The organism is Rhodococcus sp. ARC_M6, assembly GCF_022810305.1.
GTDB lineage: Bacteria > Actinomycetota > Actinomycetes > Mycobacteriales > Mycobacteriaceae > Rhodococcus_F.
This window is the reverse complement of record NZ_JALGQH010000011.1, coordinates 138,055-158,555: the sequence shown is the minus strand read 5'-3', so window position 1 is coordinate 158,555 and position 20,501 is coordinate 138,055. Positions and strand designations below refer to the sequence as shown.

The following is a 20,501-nucleotide window of genomic DNA, read 5'->3' as shown; positions in this document are numbered from 1 at the left end:
CCGGCACTCCCGGCATGTTCGCGTTCTACCGCGAAATGGAACAGTGGATGCGCAGCCACTACAACGACGACAACGCGACCTTCCGCCCCGAATGGTCCAAGGGCTGGGCATTCAGCAGCGAACTACCGTACAAGGACGCCCAGATCATCGAACACGATCTGCCGCAGACCTACCGCGACGGCGTCCCCGCCAACAACAACTGGGACACCGCGAACGCGGCGTTCAACCAGCTCGACCCGCACAAGGTATTCAGCAACACCTTCCTGAACCAGCTTCTGCCGTAAGTCCTTACGCGTGAAATGCCCGCCACTTCCATCACGGAGGTGGCGGGCATTTTTGTCTGGCTACGCCGCTCGACGAATCCCGATCAGTCGAATTGCTGTCGAATGCGATCCGATCGCGGTAAATTCAGACGATTGCGACAGGCACTCGAGTCGCACTGCTCGACTCCCGCTATGAAGGGAACGCCACGCATGAGTTTCTCGAATCACCGTGTGCTCGTCACAGCAGCATCGATGCTGGTCGTCGTCGCCATCGCCTCCACAACTTCCGCCTGCGGATCCGACGAAGGCACCACAACCAGTACGGGCAGTGCCACTCACAGCACTGCCCCGAGCGCCGACACCAGCCCGGAGTCCCGACGGATATCCGACATCGTCCGTCAGCAAGTTACCGATCTCGGTCTCAGCGCGGCAGTGTTCGGGGTGTGGCGCGATGACGTCGAGATTGCCACCGGCGCTGTCGGCGAGTCTCCACTCGGAGTTCCCGCAACAGCCGATATGCAACTACGCGTCGGACAACCCATGGAGCCGATGCTGTCGACGGTTCTCCTCCAACTCGACGAGGCCGGTACCCTCCCCCTCGACGAGCCGATTGCCAAGTGGGAGCCGGACTTTCCTCGTTCCGACCAGATCACTCCACGAATGCTTGCCAACAGCACCACCGGCATTTCCGACTACGTGACCGACCCCGACTTCGAGAAACGCCTCTACGCCAACCCTATTCAAGGATGGACCGCGTCGGAGATCCTCGACTTGGCCAACTCCCGACCACCCTTGTTTCCACCCGGCACAAGTTTCGCCTACTCACACAGTGACCTGACATTGCTCGGCGAAGTCATGCAGAAGGCAACCGGCCAATCGCTGACCGAACTCCTGCAGCAACGCGTTTTCGAACCACTGGACATGACTGCCAGCCGCGTGGCACTGACTCCTCAGATGCCTGACCCTGTCCTACACGGCTACACAACCGAACGCGGTGTATTCGAAGATTCCACTTTCTGGAATCCCACAGCGTTTCTGCACAGTGGCAACCTGAACTCGACGGTCGCCGACATGGGAAAATGGGTTCGCGCACTCGGGACGGGTGAGCTGCTCTCCGACAAAGCCTTCGAAGAACAGATGGCACCGACAACAGCCGGCCTGTCGAACATGACCACCGACAAGTTCTTCACGTTCGGAACCCTGCACATGGACGGGTGGCTCGCTATGAACCCGGCCTACGGTGGATATAACGGTGTCGCACTGTACGAACCGCAGACCAAGACGACCATCGTCATCTACGCAACACTCGGCCTCACCGCTAATCCCACCCCCAACAATGCAGTTCCCATCGCCAAGGCAATCGCCGCAGTGGTTGTGCCGGACAATCCGCCGCAGGTACCCGGCGGGTGAGTTAAGCCACTCCCAAGCGGCGTAAGCACCACGTGCAACGTCGTGTTTACCTGTGCAACACCGCCCGGACTCATCACACCGTCACCATTCTCCTCAAGTACCGAACGAATCGCGTCGGACCACGGGTAGATGGAGACGGGCCGATGAGGAAGCACTCCCTATCAGTTGCGTGTGCGGTGACCTTGGGGACTGCACTACTGTCCACGATGCCTGCCACCGCCGCTGCGTCGACCAACCCGTGCCCAGTTGGAGCCGTGTTCTCGGTGGGCGGGACCTGGGATCCGACGGGCCAGACCACACAACCTGTCACCGACCGCTACACATCCCGTGGTTACGCAGCCAAACCGGTGACATATCCCGCTAGCTTCTGGCCGCTCGGCGACCAGACGTACGACGAAAGTGTGGCCGTCGGAGTTCGATCACTTCGAGCTGACGTCAACAGCTTTCACGCTCAATGCCCGGACAGCAACGTAGTCATCACCGGCTACTCCCAAGGTGCACGGATTGCCGGCGACGTTCTCGGCGACATCGCTCGCGACGGGTCCATCCCCCAGTCCCGAGTGGAAGGCGTCCTGTACGCGGACCCACGGAACTCGCAGGGCGGCATAGAAACTGTGATCCCGAATGTTGTTCCCGGAGCCACAATGGCCGGTGCCCGGGATGGATTCGGCGATATACCGGTGCAAGAAATCTGTATCGAAGGCGACGGAATCTGCAATATGCCCAAACCGCGCGACGCCCCGGAACAGTTCGTGGACTCCGTCTTCGGATACTTCACGAAACACGGTACGTATCAACCGATGATGGAAAAAAGTGCACCTTCCCCCGTCCCGGCACTCCCTCAGGCCCCGAGTGCGCCGTTGCGACCCCTCGATGTAGCCACCGCGATAGTCTCACGCGTCGTCGAGAATCTCACCCCGTACGTGACGGCAGCCTTGACGGTCGCACTGACGACGGCATTCGGAGAAGGGACAACCTACTGAAAAGCCGGGCGAGACCCGGAACATCTCGCAGGGTGCCCGCTACTTTTTCGAGATCCGCATCGGCGTAAATCGTCAGTCGCACATCCGCGTCGTAGAGAACATCGACGACGTTTCCGAATCGCCGAACCGCGAACTCCGACGCCGTGGCCAGGACCGGGACTCCGCAGACAACCCATTCGTCGAAACGATCGACAAGGTCGAGATAGTCTGCTGCAGAAGTTGATCCGTTGCAGAGCCTATCGAAATCAAACCAGACGACCCCACCCCGAATCGCCTCACACAAGAGTGTCCTCGACCCGATTCTCAATTGAACTGGCTCGCTCGGACGTGGAGCGAAACCCCCATCGACAATGAACTCTCCCGACGCAAACCGCCCGTCCCCGTCGCCCCCGCTTCCGCCGATTCGGTAGTCGAGCGCACCGCTCAACTCGATGATGTCCAAAGTCTTCTCGATCAACTCGATCGATGGCACGAACTGCTCGTGAAACAGCGGGTTGGGAAGGAGTTCCGTCGGCGGAACATTGGACGTGACAACAACAGTCACGCCCTTCGCGACGATCGTGTCGAGAACCCTCGCCATGAACATGGCGTCGGCGACGTCGTCGATGTGAAATTCGTCGAAACACAGCACTCGAATTCCGTCGACCACGCGCTCCAATGCCGAGCCCATTGATCCGAGACTGTGAGCTCGGGCATGCAGATCCGCAAAGAATTGATGAAAGTGAATGCGCCGCTTGCCGACTGAAAGACTGTTGTAGAACTCGTCCATCAGCATGGTTTTTCCGCGCCCGACGCTTCCCCACAGGTAGATCCCACCGCCGACCCTGCCGGCGGCGATTTTCGCCCGCAAAGCGTCGAGGGATTCACGTGCCGACAACTGCGCTTCGTCCAGTAACATGAGACTCCTCTACATCTGTAGAGTCGAGGTTAGAGACCTCGGACCGACCGAGTCAATGTGACCCCGGCGACGCATCAGGAGCGAATATGAAGGTTGACCGCCGGACCCTCATCGCGGAATGCGCTGTCACGATCATCGCCGACCAAGGACCTCGCGCACTCACCCATCGCGCTGTCGATCATTCATTGAAACTGCCCGCCGGCTCGACGTCGTACTATTTCCGAACACGCGAAGCGCTCCTCGAGTCGATCGCGCTGCACATCGTGGAACGATCACGATCGGCCTTCACTGAACTCCTCGGCACGCACATCGCCCCCTCCCGATTGACCGCCGAATATCTCGACGATTTACTCACGCACCGACGAAACGAACTGATCGCTCGATACGCACTGCTGATCGAGATGCAAGGAAAGCTGGAGTTATGCAAACTTCTTGCCGGAAGCCTATTTTCGCAGGAAAAGGCGCACGAGGCATTCCAGTCCGCCGGGGTTGCCGAACCCGACAGCGCGGCGGCAGATTTTCTGAGCCTCCTGGAAGGGTTGATCTTCGATCACTGCTTGGGGGCGCGAAGCCGTGATACTGCCGAACCCGGAACGACGGAACGTATTCGACGACTTCAGATTCCGATCGACGCCTACCTGCGCGGAGTGAATGCCAGATAGATCGTGCGAGTCAGCAGAGACTCCCCGTACACGGATGTTGAGCCGAAAACAGTGCCGCCACAAAGGGAGTGCTGTCCGGCATGGATGCCGGAACAGTTCCCAAGTGATCCGTCGGGTAGGTGTGGAACGTAAAATCCACCCCGTTCAATGCCAGATCTGCCGCGAACTTCAGCGTCAGCGGCGCCGGGACATCCCTGTCCACAAGTCCCTGACCGAGGAAGAACGGGCGGTCGTAACCTGTTGTCGGAACGGTGAGCAACTCCCGTGCCGCATTCATGAACGTCGGATTGTCCAGCGACTTCGACAGAACCTGCCCGAGCGCTACAGTTCCGTACTTGGCACTTGCTTCGGAGTAGCACATGTTGTTCTCGACGTCGTCGAGAATCGTCTTCCCCAGAGGCGTCAGGTACGAGTCGACGTCGATATCCGGTCGCGAAGCACGCAGTCCGTCAAGAACATTCGCGATGTACACCGTCGTGCCCTTCAACGGGAGCGCCGGGAACGCCGGCCCACCGAGCGGGACAAGGTTTTCGATGTTGGAGGGCACACCGGTGGCGACGGCGCCGCGGTAGTCCAGTTCCGGAGCATATTCGGTGGCAAGAGAAGCCGTGAACATGGTCGCCTGACCGCCCTGCGACTGACCCATCGCGACCCACTTGCTCGACAGGTCACCATCTACCGCGCGGGCGGCGCGCACCATGTCGACGACGCTGTGCGCTGCAGATCGTCCGTCGAGGTACGGGTGGACGCCCGGTGTTCCGAGTCCCACGTAGTCCGTGGCCGCCACTGCGTAACCCTGCTCAAGCCAATAACCCAGGTAGATCGACGTGCGCCCACTAGTACTCGGCGCGCACTGATCTGCAACCCCGACTGTTCCGTGCGCATACGAGATGACCGGCCAACCACCTTCGGGCGGGGTACCCACCGGGCGATAGACAACGCCGGTACTCATCATCGGCGAATCCTTCGGACCTTGCGACCAGTACGTCACCTTGGTCGCGGTTACGGCACCGGGCAACACTCGATCGGGTCCGAGTCGCTCCTGGCCCACCACCTCACCCGGGCTACCGGTAGGTTCTGCCGCCGCGGGCACCGCGAGCGCTAACGCCACCAACGCGCTTGCCCCCAACCCGATGAGCGTCCTGCGTAGTCGCTTGCTCAAGTACTTCTCCTACCGATTGCGCCGAGGGCGTCTTGCACTGATTGCGTCCACCACGATCGTCTCACTCGGTCCGATCGAATTCAGACAATAAAGCAGACCTACCATTTGGTCAATCTAAATTTTCGCTAAGCGTCTCTTCCGACACCGAGCGATAACCTCCACCCTTCGATAGAGTGCCCATGTTCGATACATGCAGGTCGGCCAACGAACACGCAGGAGGTGAGTCCCATTACCGCTCAGCCAGTAGTGGCGCAGCCTCCTACGGTCCGTTTCCGGTAGCGGCCGAGAGAGCGCCCAGACGGCACACCCCTGGAAGGCTCTCTTATGCCAGCACCGAATCCCCCGTCATTCATCTCCCAACAAGAATCCATCGCCGCCACCCTTCGCGCAGCTGGATGCGTCTTCGCCGAGGAGGAAGCAGCCGTCCTCTTGGACGCGACAATCTCTCGGGCAGAACTCGCGCGGATGATTGAGCGTCGTATCGCCGGAGAACCCCTTGAATCGATCGTCGGATGGGCTGAATTCTGCGGACTACGCATCCGCATCGACCCGGGAGTATTCGTTCCACGTCGACGCACCGAATTCCTGGCCACACAAGCCTGCTCATTGCTCGAACCCGGATACCGCGTCGTCGACTTATGTTGCGGCTCAGGCGCAGTGGGCGCAGTTCTACAATCAAAGGTCTCACCTATCGACCTGTATGCCGTCGACGTCGAACCTGCAGCAGTGCGCTGCGCCCTGCGCAACATCAGCACCCCCGGACACGTCATCGAAGGCGATCTCTACGATTGCCTTCCACACGAACTACACGGACGAATCAACGTCATAGTCGCCAATGCGCCTTACGTACCAACGAATTTCATTCGCCTCATGCCTCCCGAAGCGCGTCTTCACGAACCCTTGATCTCGCTTGACGGCGGAATCGACGGACTCGATGTTCAACGTCGGGTCGCCGCAGACGCAGCCACCTGGCTCGAACCCGGCGGACATCTACTCATAGAAACCAGCGCCGAGCAGGTGGAACGAACCGTCGAATCAGTCGCACAGGGAGGCTTGCGCGCGTGTACCGCCTCACTGGACGAGACTTCGGCGACGGTAGTGATCGGAACCAAACCCGCGCACTGAGTCACGACAAAATTGGCGGCACCCACGACTGAGCCCGCGCAGCAAAACCTTCGACAAACATCTCGAATGCTCGGTCCACTCGATCACGATCACCGGTGGCCAAGAGGTCCATCGACAATCCGCGAATCTGTGAAAGTAGCAACGTTGCAACGGAAGACGCGTCCGAATCCGGGCAGCCTACGCGGCGCAAACCCATGTCGAGCGCTTCGATCCAGTCACCGACAAACCGTTCGACGAACCGTCCGTACCGATCGCGGTCGTGAAGCGCCAGCGCGTAGATCTCGATCATCACGCCGAAGCGAGGCAACAACTCCGGCGTTGTCCGCTCGATCCACCACGTTGTCAACACTCGAGCAGGATCAACGCCGACCTGTATCGGGACGGCCATCGGAATGGACTCGCCACGCATGTTCTCGATGACTTCGGCAAGAAGATTCTCTTTGGTCTCGAAGTGACCGAGTAGAGAGGCATGCGAGACGCCCACTGCCTTCGCGAGCTGTCGGATAGTCAATTCACCGACACCGTTTTCGATGACGTGTCGCGTTAAAGCGTCGAGCAACTCCTGACGTCGGCCCGCGTATCGCAGGGATCTTCCGTCAACGCGTTCAGACTCCGCCACACCTTCACTCTACCGATGCGCCTACCTGCCGACCGCCTTCTGGTATCGACGAATAGCGAACGGCACAAAGACGATCAGCAAGCCGCCCGTCCACAACAGCGAAGCGATAATGGGATTCTGCAGCGGCCAGGCGTCAGGGACCGTCATCGCAGGATTGGTGTTCCCGAACAACTCACGCACCGCTTGCGTCACCGCGGACACCGGATTCCATTCGGCGATCACCTTCAACGGTCCCGGAAGATTGGTGGTTTCGACAAACGTATTCGCAATGAACGAGAGTGGGAAGATGACGATGAAACTCGCATTGTTGAACACCTCGGGAGTGCGGATCCACAGGCCGACAACCGCCATGACCCAGGACAGTGCATAGGCGAAGAGCAGTAGAAGCGCATAGCCGGCCAGAGCCTCGAGGACACTCGAGTGAATCCGCCAACCTACGAGGAGTCCGGTGAGCGACATGACCACCAGGCTGATCACGTTGATGAGGACATCACTGGACGTTCGGCCGATCAAAACTGCCGACGGCGCCATGGGTAGAGAACGAAACCTGTCGATGATCCCTTTCTGAAGATCCTCGACCATACCCAGCCCCGTCCAGGTAGCGCCGAATATCACTGTCTGCGTGAAGATTCCGGCGATCAAGAACTCACGGTACGACGTCCCCGGAACGGAGATCGCACTGCCGAATACGTACGCGAACAGCAATACGAACATGATCGGCGAGAGTGTCGTGAACACCAGTAGATCTGGAACGCGCTTGATCTTGATCAAGTTTCGCTTGGCAATGGTCAGGCCGTCTTCGAGCGCCATTTGCATGGTCATTTCTGGTCCTCCAATTCAGCCTGATGCCCGGTCAGGGTAAGGAAAACGTCGTCCAATGTGGGTCTGCGCAATCCGACATCGAACACTTTGATGCCGCGGGCAGACAAGAGGTTGAGAGCGGTGACCAGAGCGTCGGTGCCGTCGGCGACAGGAATCGTGATGCGTCGAACGTTCTCCTGAACTCGAATCTCGCCCACTGACAACGAATTCAGTTCCTGCCGGACGATGTCGAGGTGTTCGCTCTCATGCACGCTCAATTCGATACGTTCACCACCGATCTGCGCCTTGAGTTGATCGGCAGTACCGCGCGCGATGACCGAACCCCGATCGATGACGGCGATCTGATCAGCCAACCGCTCAGCTTCCTCCATGTACTGCGTGGTGAGCAGCAAGGTCGTCCCCTGCGCTACCAGTTCTTCGATGACGTCCCACAAGCCGAGCCTGGCCCGAGGATCGAGACCGGTTGTCGGTTCGTCGAGAAACAAGACCTGCGGCCGTGCCACCAACGCGCCGGCCAGGTCGAGGCGTCGACGCATACCTCCGGAATAGCCTTTGACCGGGCGGTCTCCGGCTTCGACGAGGTCGAACTGTTCGAGCAACTCCCGTGCTCGCGCCTTACTGTTCTTTGCACCCAAGTGATACAGGCGTCCAACCATGTCGAGGTTCTCGTACCCGGTCAGATACTCGTCCACCGCGGCATACTGCCCCGAAGCCCCGATCTTGGATCGAAGCGCCCGAGCATCCTTGACGACGTCCAAGCCCGCTACCTGTGCACGGCCGCCGTCCGGAATGAGCAGCGTAGTGAAAATGCGTACCGCTGTGGTCTTTCCAGCACCGTTGGGCCCGAGTAGTGCCATCACCGAGCCTTCGGTCACCTCGAGATCTATGCCGTCCAAGGCTGTCAGAGTGCCGTAAGTCTTGACCAACCCCTCGGCAACTATCGCTCCGGTCATGAGTCCTCCCGTGTCCGCACGTTGCAACCCGAGAACCCAGTGTGACGCAGAGCACCGACAGATGCCACGGATTTTCGTCAGATCACCGACCACAAGACTGCTCAATACATGAAAACAAGCGCAATTGAACTTTATTTCACAATGTCCGATTTCAATTACTCAATTCGCATATTTCGGCGTTACACTCGAATCGAAATTGACACCTTCTTCAGACAGCACCTGAATTAAACACGTCCATTTCAATCGACATATTCGGGGATCAATCATGCTTTCGGGGGTCCAAGAAAGGTTACCTGCGAGATGAATCTTCACGTGCTATGGATCCGAAATACCGTACGTCACTTAATCGGATTGCTCTGCCTTTTAGTTGCCATGGCCACCTTGATCTCCCCAGTGCAGGCGTACCCATCAGGATCTCTTGGCGGAAGTACCGGGAATACACCTACCACGATTCCTGCACCTACCAGCACTGTGCCGCCCACTACTCCGCCGACAACTACACCGCCGATCACTACAACATCGCCCACATCGCCGCCGAATTCAAATTCGGCATCACTTCCGTTCAATATTCCACCCAAGCCTTCATTGAACGGAAAACTTGTCTTCGCTCATTATTTCCCCCCCTATCCGATCTCGATCGACAACGCGAATCCCTCCAGCGATTACTACACAACGCAATATCTTGCGGTGAACGGTGAGAACAACAATCACGTCAGATACGGCGGTTTCCTGCGGGATCGTCCGACGCCACGGCCATCGCTCGTCGACGCTCAGTGGCGGCAACGCGATCTCGAGAATGAAGTCCGCCAGGCCATTGCTGCTGGCATCGACGGCTTTTCCGTGGATATCATGTCTCCGGCCTCGGATACGAGTTGGTGGGGTTCAGCTGTTCCCACCGCGTTGATCAAGGCTGCAGCGACTGTGGACCCGAATTTCAAGATCATGCTCATGCCCGATATGAACGGCGCATTCAAGACCACGACGCCAGGCCAACTTGCGGCAGAAATGAAGGTGTATGCATCGATGCCGTCTACGTTCAAATTGGGCGACGGACGCCTGGTCGTCTCACCATTTCTTGCCGAGAATAAAACTGCAAGTTGGTGGTCGCAGTTCATTTCGGAGATGACGACCTCGTATCGAATCAACGTAGCATTTGTCCCCGTTTTTCTAGATGCCGCCGCCAACAGGAATGCTTTTGCATCTATCAGCTACGGAATGTCCAACTGGGGAACCCGAAATCCGGCAGGAAACCCAGTATCTGCCTCCAATCCAGACTCTCCGATGGCATTAGCCGACGCGGTGCACGCTTTGGGTAAGATATGGATGCAACCGGTCTCTTTCCAAGATTCACGGCCCATCCAGTCCATCTACGATGAATCGCAAAACTCCCAAAATCTTCAAAATACCTGGCAGATTGCGATTGCTTCGAACAGTGAATGGGTTCAACTCACCACCTGGAATGACTATAGCGAAGGAACTTCGTTTGCACCCAGCGCCGGGCACGGACTCGCACTACTCGATATGAGTGCTTACGGTCTGTACTCGTTTCGCACCGGCGCTGCACCGGCAATCGTGCGTGACACCGCATATCTCAGCTATCGAAGTCAGTTGGTCTCCGCGGTCCCGATCAATCTCTCGAGCGCCCCGATGGCACTACGGCCGTGGTCGTCTCCCGCTCGTGACACGGTGGAAGTCCTGACGTACCTCACTGCTCCGGCAGTAGTAAATGTCAAGGTCGGATCGACGACAACTACATGCAACGCACCGGCCGGAATGAGCAGTTGCCTCGCTCCGTTGAAGGTCGGATCGATCACCGCGACTGTCGTTCGCGGGACTGCCGAAGTTTCCCGCGTCGCCTCCCACACAGCAGTAACGGCCAACCCGTACAACCAGAATCTCGAGTATCTGGTCGATTCCAGCAGAAGGTAATCCGCTGCGGACCGGGTGGGTCTCCTTGCATCGGAGACTCACCCGAGTTCGGTGGCCTCTGCCTGCTTTGCTGCTTCGGAAAGCGTCGTCCTGTGAGCCGGCGCCGGGCTGTCAACTCGAACCGACAATGTCACGATGGCTGCAACCACGGAAACACCCATACCGATCGAATACAAAACTTCGAACGAATGCAATGCGGGCACCGCGGCGGCCCCGATCATGACCGTCGAACTAGCCAATATGGCAGCGGCGACAGCACTTCCGGTCGATGTTCCCACCGAACGGAGAAGACTGTTCACGCTGTTCGCCGATGCTGTCTGATCCAGCGGCGCCGATTCGGTGATCAACGTCGGCATCGCTGCGAGAGCAAATGAAACGCCCGCAGACACAACGGCTGCTCCGAGAGAGATGCTCAGCAGTGTCGGGGTGAGAACTACGCGCAGCAGATAACCGAATGCAATGACGAGGGCACCGGCAGCCAACGTTATCTTGGCGCCCCACCGACGAGTGACCTTGGGCGAAACGGCAGCCAGCCCGATCATCAAAAGTCCGCCCGGCGTCATCGCCAGGCCTGCGGCCGAGGCAGAAAGCCCGAGCCCGTATCCGGATTCCACCGGCAACTGCAGTTCCTGAGTTGCCGCCAATGCACTGATGAACATGGCAAAACCGAGAAGAACGGCGCAAATATTCGACACCAGAATCGGGGCGCGCACCGAGGTTCGTAAATCAACAAGAGGTGCCGACGTGCGCAACTCCCACGGAATCCACGAACCCAGCAATCCCACGCCGACAACAATCAGGCCCAGAGTTACAGGGCTTCCCCAACCCCATTCCGTGCCCTTCGAGATGGCGAGGAGCAATGCAGTCATCGCCACCGTGAGAATTATTGCCCCGAGGAAATCGAACCTACCTCGGGTTTTTACCGCAGATTCCGGTAAGACAAACGGCAAGGCGATCAGCACCACCAGACCCACAGCGCCCGTCACCCAAAAGAGCGATGACAGACCCCAGTGCGCAGAGAGCACGCCGGCCAAGGGCATGCCCACCATTCCTCCGATACCCAAGGTTGCGCTCATGAGAGCGACTGCACCACTGAGTTTTTCGGGAGGAAGAACGTCCCGCATGATGCTGATTCCCACCGGCAACAATGCTGTGGCAAATCCCTGCATCGATCTACCGAGCACCAGAAGAAGAAAACTCTGACTGGTCGCCGCGATCAAGCAACCGACGATCATCACAGCCAGACAAGCCAGCATCATCGCCCGCTTGCCGTACATGTCGGCAAGCCGGCCGATGAGCGGAGTCGCGACAGCACCGGTGAGCAGTGTCGATGTCACCAACCACGAAGCGGTCGTGTTCGATACACCCGATGCCGTCGCGAACTCAGGGAGAAGCGGAACAACCAAGGTCTGTTGCAGCGCGACCACCACGCCGCTCAGACTCAGTACTCCGACAACTAACCCTGCCCGCGTTTGACCGCGGGACGAATCCTTGGTCAAGCGTTCGAACGAGCAGCAACTCCAGCGTCAACCGGGACCACGATGCCACTCATATGCGCGCTGGCGTCCGCAGCCAGGAACAATACGACGCGGGTGATCTCGAACGGATCGAGCCAGCCGACGGGCTGTGCATGCAGGGTCGCGAAGACGGGTTCGACGTCGGCCATCGTCGGCGTTTCAAGATCCGGACGCATCATGTGGTACATCATGTCGTTGTGGATCATTGGCGTCGAAATGTTGCCCGGTGCAATTGCATTGACCGTGACACCCGAGCCGGCAAGTTCGAGCGAAACGCTCTTCGTCAGTCCGATGACGCCCCACTTGGAGGCACCGTAGGCGGCCATCTGGGTGCCACCGGATCGACCCATCATCGAGGAGATGGTGATGATGCGGCCGTACCCGCGCTTCGCCATTCCGCCTGAAACTGCGGCGACCGTATTGAACACGCCGGTCAGGTTGGAAGAGATGACCTCGTTCCACTGCGCCGATGTCATGGACGTAATCGGAGCGGGTACCGAAACACCGGCGTTGGCGACGGCGATGTCGACGCTGCCGAACTCTGCCTCGGCGCGAGCCACGAGTGCATCCATCGCCTCACGGTCCGCGGTGTCTGCCTTGACCGCGATGCAACGACGCCCGGTTGCCTCGACCAGACGAACAGTTTCGGCGAGATCCTCTTCGGTTGCGAGCGGGTAGGAGACGGCGTCGCTGTTCTCACAGCGATCGCAGATCACGATATCGGCGCCACGCTCGGCAAATGCGATTGCGTGTGCACGGCCCTGACCGCGGGCCGCACCGGTGATCAGTGCAACCTTTCCTTCGAAACTGCCTTCGAGGCTGTTCATGCCGTCTCCTAGTTCGTCATACATTTTTGCTTGTTACATGCGTACTCCGAACTCACACCGATAAAGCCTTCGATCCCGGACAGCGGGAATTTTCGAAGCAGTCAGCGATACACCGACGACTCGAACTCCAGGTAGCCGCCAATAGAACCTGGGTCGGCAAAAGGCAGGATTTGGGTGGCCCAGAAGCCGCCGATGCCGTTCTCCCGATCAATCCAGTAGTAGAGGTTGGCCAGGCCGGCCCAAGCGAGCGATCCCGCGGGACGCCCGGTCGGTGCCATCTCTTCGTTGATCATGAAGGAATATGCCCACCCCTTGGGTACTCCAGGGAAGAATTCCGCATCATTGGACAGTGTCGGGATGACTCCTGGCAATACACCGACATGCTGGCCGTCCAAACCGTTGCGCACTGCTCGAGCGACGGTATCTTCTGCCAGAACTCGACCGCGCATGCCGACGCCGTCGTTCAGCCACATCCGGATGAACTTCATGTAATCACCCACAGTGCCGTGCAATCCGTGTCCACCCATGTGCACTTCAGGCTCTGCGGGCAACTCGAATCCGATGAGGGGCGTCAGGCTTCCGTCGCTCTCGCGCTGATGAATCGGTGCGAGCCGTTCCTTCATCGACGGCGTCATACTGAACGCCGTGTCGGCCATACCCAACGGCTCGAAAATGCGCTCGCTCATCACGTCTCCGGGCCGCTGACCACGAATGGACTCCACAACCTGACCCGCCCAGTCGACACTGGTTCCGTACTCCCACTTCTCACCCGGATCGAACAGCAAAGGAGTCGTGAGCGCAGCTTTTGAACAGGTGATCACACTCGGTTGCCCGTGTTCCTGAGACAACCGGTTGTACGACTCGTTGAAGAAATCGTAACCGAACCCCGCTGTGTGCAACATCAGCATGCGAGTGGGGATGTCGCGCTTAGGTTTCCGAAGTATCGGCTCACCTCCGGCATCGAATCCTTCGAGAACCTCCAGTTCACCGATCTCCGGAATGTACTTCGACGCCGGCGCATCGAAATCGAGCAGTCCTTCTTCGACGCACTGCAGCACAACAGTTCCGGTGATCGCCTTAGTTGTCGAGAAAAGAGCGAACACCGAATCTGTTGTCATCGGAACTCCGGACCCCGAAGCACGTTCACCAGCAGAACCCTCGTAGAGGTTGCCGTCGTGGTCGGTAACCATCGCAACCACACCAGGGACGCCCCGACTGGGAATACCCCCATCCGGGCCGCGTACTGCCAGTTCTAACAATCCGTCGTAATACCTCTTCGAAAAGGCCTTTCCCACAACACCTTCGACCGTCATTAAGCTTCTCCATCCGACTCGATCCACCTGCCGGAAAGAATGTAACGACGATCACATGCCCGATTCTGCCTCGAAACGGCAGATGTTCCGTCTCATTTCGGCAGAACCGGGCAGGACGGGCCTCAGCTCTGCGGTGCTCCGATGTTGACCATCCACGAGATTCCGAACTTGTCGGTGCAAGCTCCGAATTCATCGCCCCACATCTGCTTTTCAAGCGGAACCGACACGCTTCCGGTGCCGGACAACTTTTCCCAGTACTCACGGAGAACAGCACCGTCGTCACCGCTGAGGCTCACGGTGATGTTGTCGCCGGGGTTGTAGGGCATGCCCGGCGGGGTATCTGCACCCATCAATGTGTAGCCGTCATCGGTTTCAAGCATTCCGTGCATGATCTTGTCTGCGCCGTCGCCGTCGTTGCCGAACTCACCGAAAGTGCTCAGCGCCAGCGTGCCGCCGAAAATGCTCTTGTAGAACTCCATAGCTTCACGGGCGTCGCCGTTGAAGCTGATGTAGGGGTTGAGTCGAGATGCCATGACGTGCTCCTAGTCCAAAGTCTTTTGTTCAGGGCCTGATGTCACTCTCGAAATCAATCCTTGCAGAAGACTCCGACAGGAAACAACGGATCGACTGAGATCATGCCGGTGACACCGGGGAGATCGTCCCCACGGCAAACGAATTGTCCCGTTTGCCCCAAAAAAGATTCAGGCTCGCAAGCGGGTCTGCGACGGCAGCTCACCGAAACGCTTCCGGAAATTCGCCGCGAACATACCGAGGTTGACATATCCCCACGAATTCGCGATATCGGAGACCGTTCTTTCGTCTGCAAGTAGCAGTTCGCTTCGCACTCCGGTCAGTCGGCGCTCTCGCAACAGCCGACTGGGGGTGGTATCGCGATACCGCCTGAACCCGGCGGTCAGCGCCCGAATACTGACACCCGCTGCAACTGCAATTTCCGACGCCGTAGGCACCGAGCGAGCGAAGGTATCGATGTAGTCCTCCGCCGTACGCACGTACACAGGTTCGGCTGAATCGACCCCGACCGCCAGTTCCAAGCCGGCCTGCGCCGCCCATTCCTCGAGCAGTTGCGCAGTCATAAGTTCTTGTACGCGGACACCCAACCGTTCGCGAGACAGGGCTTCCGGAGACTCCGCGACCGCTCGCACCACGTAGTCCATCAGCGCCAGCCAACTGGACCCTATTCCACCGATCGAACACTTGAATTGCCACAAGCGATCATCCGGGACCATCCCGTACCACTGTTGGGAATGGTCCGCGACAAGTTGGTGAGGCACAGTCAAATTCAGCTGCAAATGATCCTCGTCGAACTCCACGAAATAGTCGGTGCGACTGCAATCTGCCACGAACGTCTCGCCCGCAGCGGTGTTGACCACCGACCCATCCGCCAAAGAATGTCGACCGTTCCCGCGGATCGTGGTCAGGACCAGAATGTTCCCGGCCTCGGGTGAGCACTCCCCCACAGTCACGGGAATGCCGTAGCAGAATCTTGTGATGTCGATCCGGCCAACGGATGCGGAATACATGTCAGAAGCCGGCCGTAGCCCCTTACCGATCGGCGTCACGGTATACGGCATGTAAATACTGTCGGACCACTCCTTGATACGGTCCCAATCCTGCGAAAAGGCCTGGTGATGCCGCTGCGTAGGCTGACCGGCCGCATCAATCAGCAAAGCGTTCTCGAACATGACCCGAGTATTGCAGCAGGACAGCACCACGTCACCTCTACCTGGCCCGTTTGTCGCTCCACCGGCCTTCAGTGAGCCTCATGGAAGGCTGAATCATGCTTACGCAGTTCACATTACCCTTGACTCGAACGCACATTCGAGCATAATTGAGGGCATGGATCGGGGGATCCAACCGGGGGGTGTTCAATGAGTAGTGACAGCATCAACGACATGACCGACGACGCAGCCGCCGGCATGCTCGCCGGATCCGCAGCCGGCCTACGCAGTCGGCTCTGGCAACTGCGCCCCACAGACATACGCGAAATCGCCATCACCGCATCCGCGGAAATCCTTCGCCTCGAAGCCATTCGGGTAGTTGCCGTCGACGCCCTAGCCTTGAACCCCGACGAACAGGTGCTCTGCTACCGCGGCGCCGGACGCTGGCTCGCCGCCAACACCATGCTGCAAATCCCCGCCGGCAACAAAATCGCCGCCCTCGGACTGGCACTACGCGCCTTCCCGACCGTCGCCGCTCAACTCGACGCCGGCAACCTCACCTTCGACCACACCGCCCTCATCGTCGCCTTCTGCGAAACACCACCAAAAGGCATGCCGGAAAAAGCATTACCGCACTGCATCAACACTCTCCTCGCCGCAGCCTCCGGGATGGAAGCCACCACCGCGAAACTGCGGTATGCGATCGCGGTGCTCGAGCGGATCTTCGAATCCGACGACACCCCACCCGGCGAAGACGACGACCGCAACGAACTACGAATCTCCCCGACCCTGAACGGGAGAGTCGCGATCAAAGGCGATGTCGACTCACTGACCGGCGAAATGCTTCTCTCCGCGCTGTCCGGGTTGTCGATGCCGACCCCGGCCGCCGACGGCACCCCGGACCAGCGATCCGCCGCCAAACGCACCGCCGACGCCTTCACCGAACTGATCCGCCGCTACCTCGACAACGCTGCCACCGGAATTGACGGCGGCCAGCGCCCACACGTGAACGTGCACGTCAACGCGAAAGACCTTGCCGAGCAACGAAAATGCGCCAGCACCAGCGGACATACTTCCGGCGATGCCGACGGTGATCCGGTCCTCGATTTCGACAACCTCAACAACCTCGACGATCTCGACGTCGGCCACATGCCGTGGATGGGACCACTGAGCATCACCCGCACCCACATGCTGGCATGCGACTGCATGCTCTCCACCGTTCTGCTCGACGAGAACGGCGCACCCCTCGACGTCAGCCCACTGAAACGGCTGGTCTCAGCCGCGCAACGGACCGCGTTGATCGCCCGCGACAAAGGCTGCGCCTTCCCCGGCTGCGATTGCGTCCCCGCCTGGACAGACGCACACCACATCACACCGTGGTCCCAGAACGGGCCGACAGTGATGGACAACCTCACATTGCTGTGCCGCAGCCATCATCGGTTGGTGCACAACAAGTCCGGATTCGCCGGCCAGTGGGAAATCAAGATGGGCACAGACCACAAACCGTGGTTCATACCGCCGCCGGCAATCGACCCCGAGCAGAAACCGCGTCGCTCGACCCAGCGGTGTTAAACCCAGCGGTGTTAGGCCCAGCAGCATTAGTAGCTGCAGCACAACAACATACGCGTCAGGCTCTGTACCGGAAATACCTCCGGTACAGAGCCTGCACGTCGTAAATTCTCGCTCCCAGAAACTACCGAGTGAGAACAAGCCCCGAGGTCGGAACACCCGTACCCGCTGTGACCAATACGTTTTCGACAGCGTCAACCTGGTTGACGGAAGTTCCACGGATCTGACGGACACCTTCGGCGATACCGTTCATGCCGTGAATGTATGCCTCACCGAGTTGTCCACCATGAGTATTGATCGGGAGTTTTCCGCCGAGTTCGATTGCGCCACCGGCAATGAAGTCCTTGGCTTCACCCCGGCCACAGAAGCCGAGTTCCTCGAGCTGCATCAGCACAAAGGGTGTGAAGTGATCGTAGAGAACCGCTGTCTGCATGTCCGAGGGCCGCAGACCGCTCTGTGACCAGAGCTGATCCCCCACCAGTCCCATTTCCGGGAGTCCGGTCAGTCCGTCGCGGTAGTAGCTGGTCATGATGTATTGATCTGCCCCACTGCCCTGAGCTGCGGCTGCGATGATGGCAGGGGTGTTCTTCAGATCCTTGGCTCGCTCAGCCGAGGTGACAACAATTGCGATTCCGCCGTCGGATTCCTGGCAGCAGTCCAACAGGTGCAGCGGCTCAGCGATGAAGCGTGAATTCTGGTGATCTTCCAGAGTGATCGGCTTACCGTAGAAGAAGGCCTTGGGGTTTGTGGCCGCATGCTTGCGGTCGGCAACGGCAACCCTGCCGAAATCCTCGCTGGATGCGCCGTAGACGTGCATGTAGCGCTGCGCGACCATCGCGACAAACGACGCCGGAGTACCCAGGCCGTGAGGATAGGAGAACGCATTGTCTGTTCCCGATGAATTGACCTGTGCCACAAGACCGGAATTCACCTGACCGAACCGCGCTCCGGAGCGCTCGTTGAACGCACGGTAAGCAACTACGACGTCGGCGACACCGGTCGCCACTGCCATGGCTGCCTGCTGAATGGTGGCCGCGGCCGCTCCACCGCCGTAGTGAATGCGGCTGAAGAACTTGAGATTCGGGATACCAACCGAACGCGCAACTGCCACTTCGGTGTTGGTGTCCATGGTGAAGGAGGTAAGTCCGTCGACGTCGGAAGGCTTCAATCCAGCGTCGTCGAGGGCTGCCTGGACAGCCTCGGTAGCCAACCGAAGTTCACTGCGCCCCGACTCTTTCGAGAAATCCGTTGCCCCGATGCCAACGATTGCGGCTTTCCCGGACAGAGTCGCTTTCCCGGACAGTGCGCTCATTCGACATCTCCTGAAGTGGTGAAAGTCAGCGTGACCTGCGCGGTGACGTGATCACCCAAACTGTTCTTGCCGACAACAGCAACCGCAACGAGTCCATCTTCGTGGGAGGTCACCGTGCCACGCAGAGTCAGTGTGTCGTACGCATACCAAGGCGCCCCGAGTCGCAGTTTGATCGAGGTGATCACTGCTCGTGGGCCCGCCCAGTCGGTGACAAAACGCTGGACCAACCCCGTATCGGTCAGGATGTTGACGAAGATGTCCTTGGACCCACGCTGCTGCGCGAGGTCACGATCATGGTGAACATCTTGAAAGTCGCGAGTCGCCAAGGCCGTTGACACGATAAATGTGGGGCTACCGTGAATCGAGAGTTCTGGAAGTTGCTCTCCCACAGCTATGTCCGTTGACAGCGTCATCGTTCCCCTTCCAATCCAGTGGCCGACTGCTGTGACACCGGTTGCCAGGCGTGCAAAGTCCACGGAGTCCCACCAGTCTCGTCGTCACCGGGGAAGTCCAAATAGATTGCCTCGACGTCCATTCCGATCGAAACGTCGGCCGGATCCACGCCGCGGAGTTCGCCGAGCATCCTCACGCCCTCCGGCAATTCGACTAAGGCAACAACGAAAGGCAACGATCGACCCGGAACCTTGGGGGCATGGTGAACGACAAAACTGAAGACCTTGCCTTGCCCGGACGCGACCACGTAGTCGGTCTGTTCCGCTTTATCCTTCCAGATTGCGGGTACCGGCGGGTGCTGTACCGAGCCGACATGCCCAGAAGCGTCGGGGCGCAGTTGGATACGAAGCTCGTGCGCTGCAACACCGTCCCAGAAGAACTGTGTGTCGAGAGATGGTGTGGGGCGCAGCATTCGAGAGGCATCAAGATCTTCGGGGACGCCCGACGATGCCTGTTCGGCAGCAGACACTTCACTGACCGGCGGCGCGAACTTCAGAATCCGGAACATCATCTCGGACACCAACTCGTCGCCGACATACCAAGAGCTTCGGGTAGTGAAGAACCAACCTTCACCGAGACCCGTTTTCTTCGGCCCCACAACATCTTCGAGCACCGAAGAGATGGTGACCTCTTCGCCGGGCTTCAGATAACGATGATAGGTCTGGTCGCAGTTGGTCGCGACTACCGAGGTGAATCCGGCCTCGTCGAGGATGTCCGTCATGCGGCCCAGCGGGTCGTCGCTTTCCCGTCGCGCTCCCAAGCCTCGCATCGTCCACACCTGGGCCATGGCGGGCGGCGCAACCAGTCCGGCGTGTCCAGCAGCGCGAGCGGCTGATTCGTCGACATAGATCGGGTTTTCGTCACCGATGGCTTCGACCCAGTTCAGGATCATCGGCATGTTCACGGGGTCACGGCCGGTGCGAGGGGCACTGGGTCCGTCGGCACGAACTTTCTCCGCTGCAGTAAGAACGGGATCAGCAGTAAGAATGGGATCTGACATGAGAA

At 59.0% G+C, this 20,501-nt stretch carries 21 protein-coding genes; 7 read left to right on the top strand and 14 right to left on the bottom strand.

What is annotated here, in order from left to right; genetic code table 11:
• The 3 genes from MTX36_RS14495 to MTX36_RS14485 all read left to right on the top strand — a co-directional run.
• Positions 1 to 284, top strand: a 284-nt coding sequence (locus MTX36_RS14495) for a cholesterol oxidase substrate-binding domain-containing protein (RefSeq protein WP_279394607.1), incomplete at its 5' end; no start/stop codon positions are given.
• Between the two features lie 189 nt (positions 285 to 473).
• Positions 474 to 1,673 carry a serine hydrolase gene (locus tag MTX36_RS14490; protein ID WP_243620439.1) on the top strand — a complete coding sequence of 400 codons (1,200 nt, stop codon included), beginning with the start codon at positions 474 to 476 and terminating at the stop codon, positions 1,671 to 1,673.
• A 143-nt stretch (positions 1,674 to 1,816) separates the two neighbouring features.
• Positions 1,817 to 2,656: a PE-PPE domain-containing protein gene (locus MTX36_RS14485; RefSeq protein ID WP_243620438.1), complete on the top strand. Its 840-nt coding sequence runs from the start codon at positions 1,817 to 1,819 to the stop codon at positions 2,654 to 2,656.
• Here MTX36_RS14485 and zapE read toward each other — a convergent pair.
• Entirely contained in the window at positions 2,586 to 3,554 is a 969-nt protein-coding gene (gene zapE / locus MTX36_RS14480; protein WP_243620437.1) for a cell division protein ZapE, read from the bottom strand. The two genes, MTX36_RS14485 and zapE, sit on opposite strands and share 71 nt — an antisense overlap.
• Positions 3,555 to 3,640: 86 nt before the next feature.
• Here zapE and MTX36_RS14475 point away from each other — a divergent pair, with 86 nt between their 5' ends.
• Positions 3,641 to 4,216, top strand: a complete 576-nt coding sequence (locus MTX36_RS14475) for a TetR/AcrR family transcriptional regulator (protein WP_243620436.1) — start codon at positions 3,641 to 3,643, stop codon at positions 4,214 to 4,216.
• A 10-nt stretch (positions 4,217 to 4,226) separates the two neighbouring features.
• Here MTX36_RS14475 and MTX36_RS14470 read toward each other — a convergent pair whose 3' ends face one another.
• Positions 4,227 to 5,378: a lipase family protein gene (locus MTX36_RS14470; RefSeq protein WP_243620435.1), complete on the bottom strand. Its 1,152-nt coding sequence runs from the start codon at positions 5,376 to 5,378 to the stop codon at positions 4,227 to 4,229.
• A gap of 324 nt (positions 5,379 to 5,702) precedes the next feature.
• Between MTX36_RS14470 and MTX36_RS14465 the strand changes: the two genes are divergently transcribed.
• Positions 5,703 to 6,503: a putative protein N(5)-glutamine methyltransferase gene (locus MTX36_RS14465; RefSeq protein WP_243620434.1), complete on the top strand. Its 801-nt coding sequence runs from the start codon at positions 5,703 to 5,705 to the stop codon at positions 6,501 to 6,503.
• Between the two features lies 1 nt (position 6,504).
• Here MTX36_RS14465 and MTX36_RS14460 read toward each other — a convergent pair whose 3' ends face one another.
• From MTX36_RS14460 to MTX36_RS14445, 4 genes are all read right to left on the bottom strand, one after another.
• Positions 6,505 to 7,122, bottom strand: coding sequence for a TetR/AcrR family transcriptional regulator (locus MTX36_RS14460; protein ID WP_243620433.1), 618 nt, complete (start codon positions 7,120 to 7,122; stop codon positions 6,505 to 6,507).
• Positions 7,123 to 7,143: 21 nt separating this feature from the next.
• Positions 7,144 to 7,944, bottom strand: coding sequence for an ABC transporter permease (locus MTX36_RS14455; protein ID WP_243620432.1), 801 nt, complete (start codon positions 7,942 to 7,944; stop codon positions 7,144 to 7,146).
• Positions 7,941 to 8,897: an ATP-binding cassette domain-containing protein gene (locus tag MTX36_RS14450; protein WP_243620431.1), complete on the bottom strand. Its 957-nt coding sequence runs from the start codon at positions 8,895 to 8,897 to the stop codon at positions 7,941 to 7,943. Before MTX36_RS14450 ends, MTX36_RS14455 begins: the two co-directional genes overlap by 4 nt.
• Before the next feature lie 338 nt (positions 8,898 to 9,235).
• A complete protein-coding gene (locus tag MTX36_RS14445; RefSeq protein ID WP_243620430.1) occupies positions 9,236 to 9,475 on the bottom strand; it encodes a hypothetical protein in 240 nt (79 codons plus the stop codon).
• 109 nt (positions 9,476 to 9,584) lie between these two features.
• On the opposite strand from MTX36_RS14445, the gene MTX36_RS14440 reads away from it, so the two are divergent.
• On the top strand, positions 9,585 to 10,826 hold the full coding sequence (locus MTX36_RS14440) for a glycoside hydrolase family 71 protein (protein WP_243620429.1): 1,242 nt from the start codon (positions 9,585 to 9,587) through the stop codon (positions 10,824 to 10,826).
• Between the two features lie 38 nt (positions 10,827 to 10,864).
• On the opposite strand, the gene MTX36_RS14435 is transcribed toward MTX36_RS14440, so the two are convergent.
• The 5 genes from MTX36_RS14435 to MTX36_RS14415 form a co-directional block, all read right to left on the bottom strand.
• Entirely contained in the window at positions 10,865 to 12,256 is a 1,392-nt protein-coding gene (locus tag MTX36_RS14435; RefSeq protein WP_243620428.1) for an MFS transporter, read from the bottom strand.
• 65 nt (positions 12,257 to 12,321) lie between these two features.
• Positions 12,322 to 13,170, bottom strand: coding sequence for a mycofactocin-coupled SDR family oxidoreductase (locus MTX36_RS14430; protein ID WP_243620427.1), 849 nt, complete (start codon positions 13,168 to 13,170; stop codon positions 12,322 to 12,324).
• A gap of 101 nt (positions 13,171 to 13,271) precedes the next feature.
• A complete protein-coding gene (locus MTX36_RS14425; RefSeq protein ID WP_243620426.1) occupies positions 13,272 to 14,483 on the bottom strand; it encodes a serine hydrolase in 1,212 nt (403 codons plus the stop codon).
• A gap of 122 nt (positions 14,484 to 14,605) precedes the next feature.
• The gene (locus tag MTX36_RS14420; RefSeq protein WP_243620425.1) at positions 14,606 to 15,016 is read right to left on the bottom strand and encodes a VOC family protein; all 411 of its coding nucleotides are present in this window, start codon (positions 15,014 to 15,016) and stop codon (positions 14,606 to 14,608) included.
• Positions 15,017 to 15,184: 168 nt separating this feature from the next.
• A complete protein-coding gene (locus tag MTX36_RS14415) occupies positions 15,185 to 16,186 on the bottom strand; it encodes a helix-turn-helix transcriptional regulator (protein ID WP_243620424.1) in 1,002 nt (333 codons plus the stop codon).
• Positions 16,187 to 16,372: 186 nt separating this feature from the next.
• Between MTX36_RS14415 and MTX36_RS14410 the strand changes: the two genes are divergently transcribed.
• Positions 16,373 to 17,734: an HNH endonuclease signature motif containing protein gene (locus MTX36_RS14410; RefSeq protein WP_243620423.1), complete on the top strand. Its 1,362-nt coding sequence runs from the start codon at positions 16,373 to 16,375 to the stop codon at positions 17,732 to 17,734.
• A 121-nt stretch (positions 17,735 to 17,855) separates the two neighbouring features.
• Here the strand turns inward: MTX36_RS14410 and MTX36_RS14405 are convergent, their stop codons facing one another.
• Genes MTX36_RS14405 through MTX36_RS14395 form a run of 3 tightly spaced genes read right to left on the bottom strand, consistent with a single transcriptional unit; the run spans position 17,856 to position 20,496 of the window.
• The gene (locus MTX36_RS14405) at positions 17,856 to 19,043 is read right to left on the bottom strand and encodes a lipid-transfer protein (protein ID WP_374230485.1); all 1,188 of its coding nucleotides are present in this window, start codon (positions 19,041 to 19,043) and stop codon (positions 17,856 to 17,858) included.
• On the bottom strand, positions 19,040 to 19,456 hold the full coding sequence (locus tag MTX36_RS14400) for a MaoC family dehydratase (RefSeq protein WP_243620422.1): 417 nt from the start codon (positions 19,454 to 19,456) through the stop codon (positions 19,040 to 19,042). The genes MTX36_RS14405 and MTX36_RS14400 overlap by 4 nt, the downstream gene beginning before the upstream one ends.
• A complete protein-coding gene (locus MTX36_RS14395; protein WP_243620421.1) occupies positions 19,453 to 20,496 on the bottom strand; it encodes a bifunctional MaoC family dehydratase N-terminal/OB-fold nucleic acid binding domain-containing protein in 1,044 nt (347 codons plus the stop codon). The genes MTX36_RS14400 and MTX36_RS14395 overlap by 4 nt, the downstream gene beginning before the upstream one ends.
• Positions 20,497 to 20,501 lie beyond the last annotated feature (5 nt).

What these genes read in the sequence shown, in the direction of transcription:
- MTX36_RS14490 (WP_243620439.1), top strand. Translation starts at nt 474, where the DNA reads ATGAGTTTCTCGAATCACCGTGTGCTCGTCACAGCAGCATCGATGCTG.
- MTX36_RS14485 (WP_243620438.1), top strand. Translation starts at nt 1,817, where the DNA reads ATGAGGAAGCACTCCCTATCAGTTGCGTGTGCGGTGACCTTGGGGACT.
- zapE (WP_243620437.1), bottom strand. Translation starts at nt 3,554, where the DNA reads ATGTTACTGGACGAAGCGCAGTTGTCGGCACGTGAATCCCTCGACGCT.
- MTX36_RS14475 (WP_243620436.1), top strand. Translation starts at nt 3,641, where the DNA reads ATGAAGGTTGACCGCCGGACCCTCATCGCGGAATGCGCTGTCACGATC.
- MTX36_RS14465 (WP_243620434.1), top strand. Translation starts at nt 5,703, where the DNA reads ATGCCAGCACCGAATCCCCCGTCATTCATCTCCCAACAAGAATCCATC.
- MTX36_RS14455 (WP_243620432.1), bottom strand. Translation starts at nt 7,944, where the DNA reads ATGACCATGCAAATGGCGCTCGAAGACGGCCTGACCATTGCCAAGCGA.
- MTX36_RS14450 (WP_243620431.1), bottom strand. Translation starts at nt 8,897, where the DNA reads ATGACCGGAGCGATAGTTGCCGAGGGGTTGGTCAAGACTTACGGCACT.
- MTX36_RS14430 (WP_243620427.1), bottom strand. Translation starts at nt 13,170, where the DNA reads ATGAACAGCCTCGAAGGCAGTTTCGAAGGAAAGGTTGCACTGATCACC.
- MTX36_RS14425 (WP_243620426.1), bottom strand. Translation starts at nt 14,483, where the DNA reads ATGACGGTCGAAGGTGTTGTGGGAAAGGCCTTTTCGAAGAGGTATTAC.
- MTX36_RS14420 (WP_243620425.1), bottom strand. Translation starts at nt 15,016, where the DNA reads ATGGCATCTCGACTCAACCCCTACATCAGCTTCAACGGCGACGCCCGT.
- MTX36_RS14415 (WP_243620424.1), bottom strand. Translation starts at nt 16,186, where the DNA reads ATGTTCGAGAACGCTTTGCTGATTGATGCGGCCGGTCAGCCTACGCAG.
- MTX36_RS14410 (WP_243620423.1), top strand. Translation starts at nt 16,373, where the DNA reads ATGAGTAGTGACAGCATCAACGACATGACCGACGACGCAGCCGCCGGC.
- MTX36_RS14405 (WP_374230485.1), bottom strand. Translation starts at nt 19,043, where the DNA reads ATGAGCGCACTGTCCGGGAAAGCGACTCTGTCCGGGAAAGCCGCAATC.
- MTX36_RS14400 (WP_243620422.1), bottom strand. Translation starts at nt 19,456, where the DNA reads ATGACGCTGTCAACGGACATAGCTGTGGGAGAGCAACTTCCAGAACTC.
- MTX36_RS14395 (WP_243620421.1), bottom strand. Translation starts at nt 20,496, where the DNA reads ATGTCAGATCCCATTCTTACTGCTGATCCCGTTCTTACTGCAGCGGAG.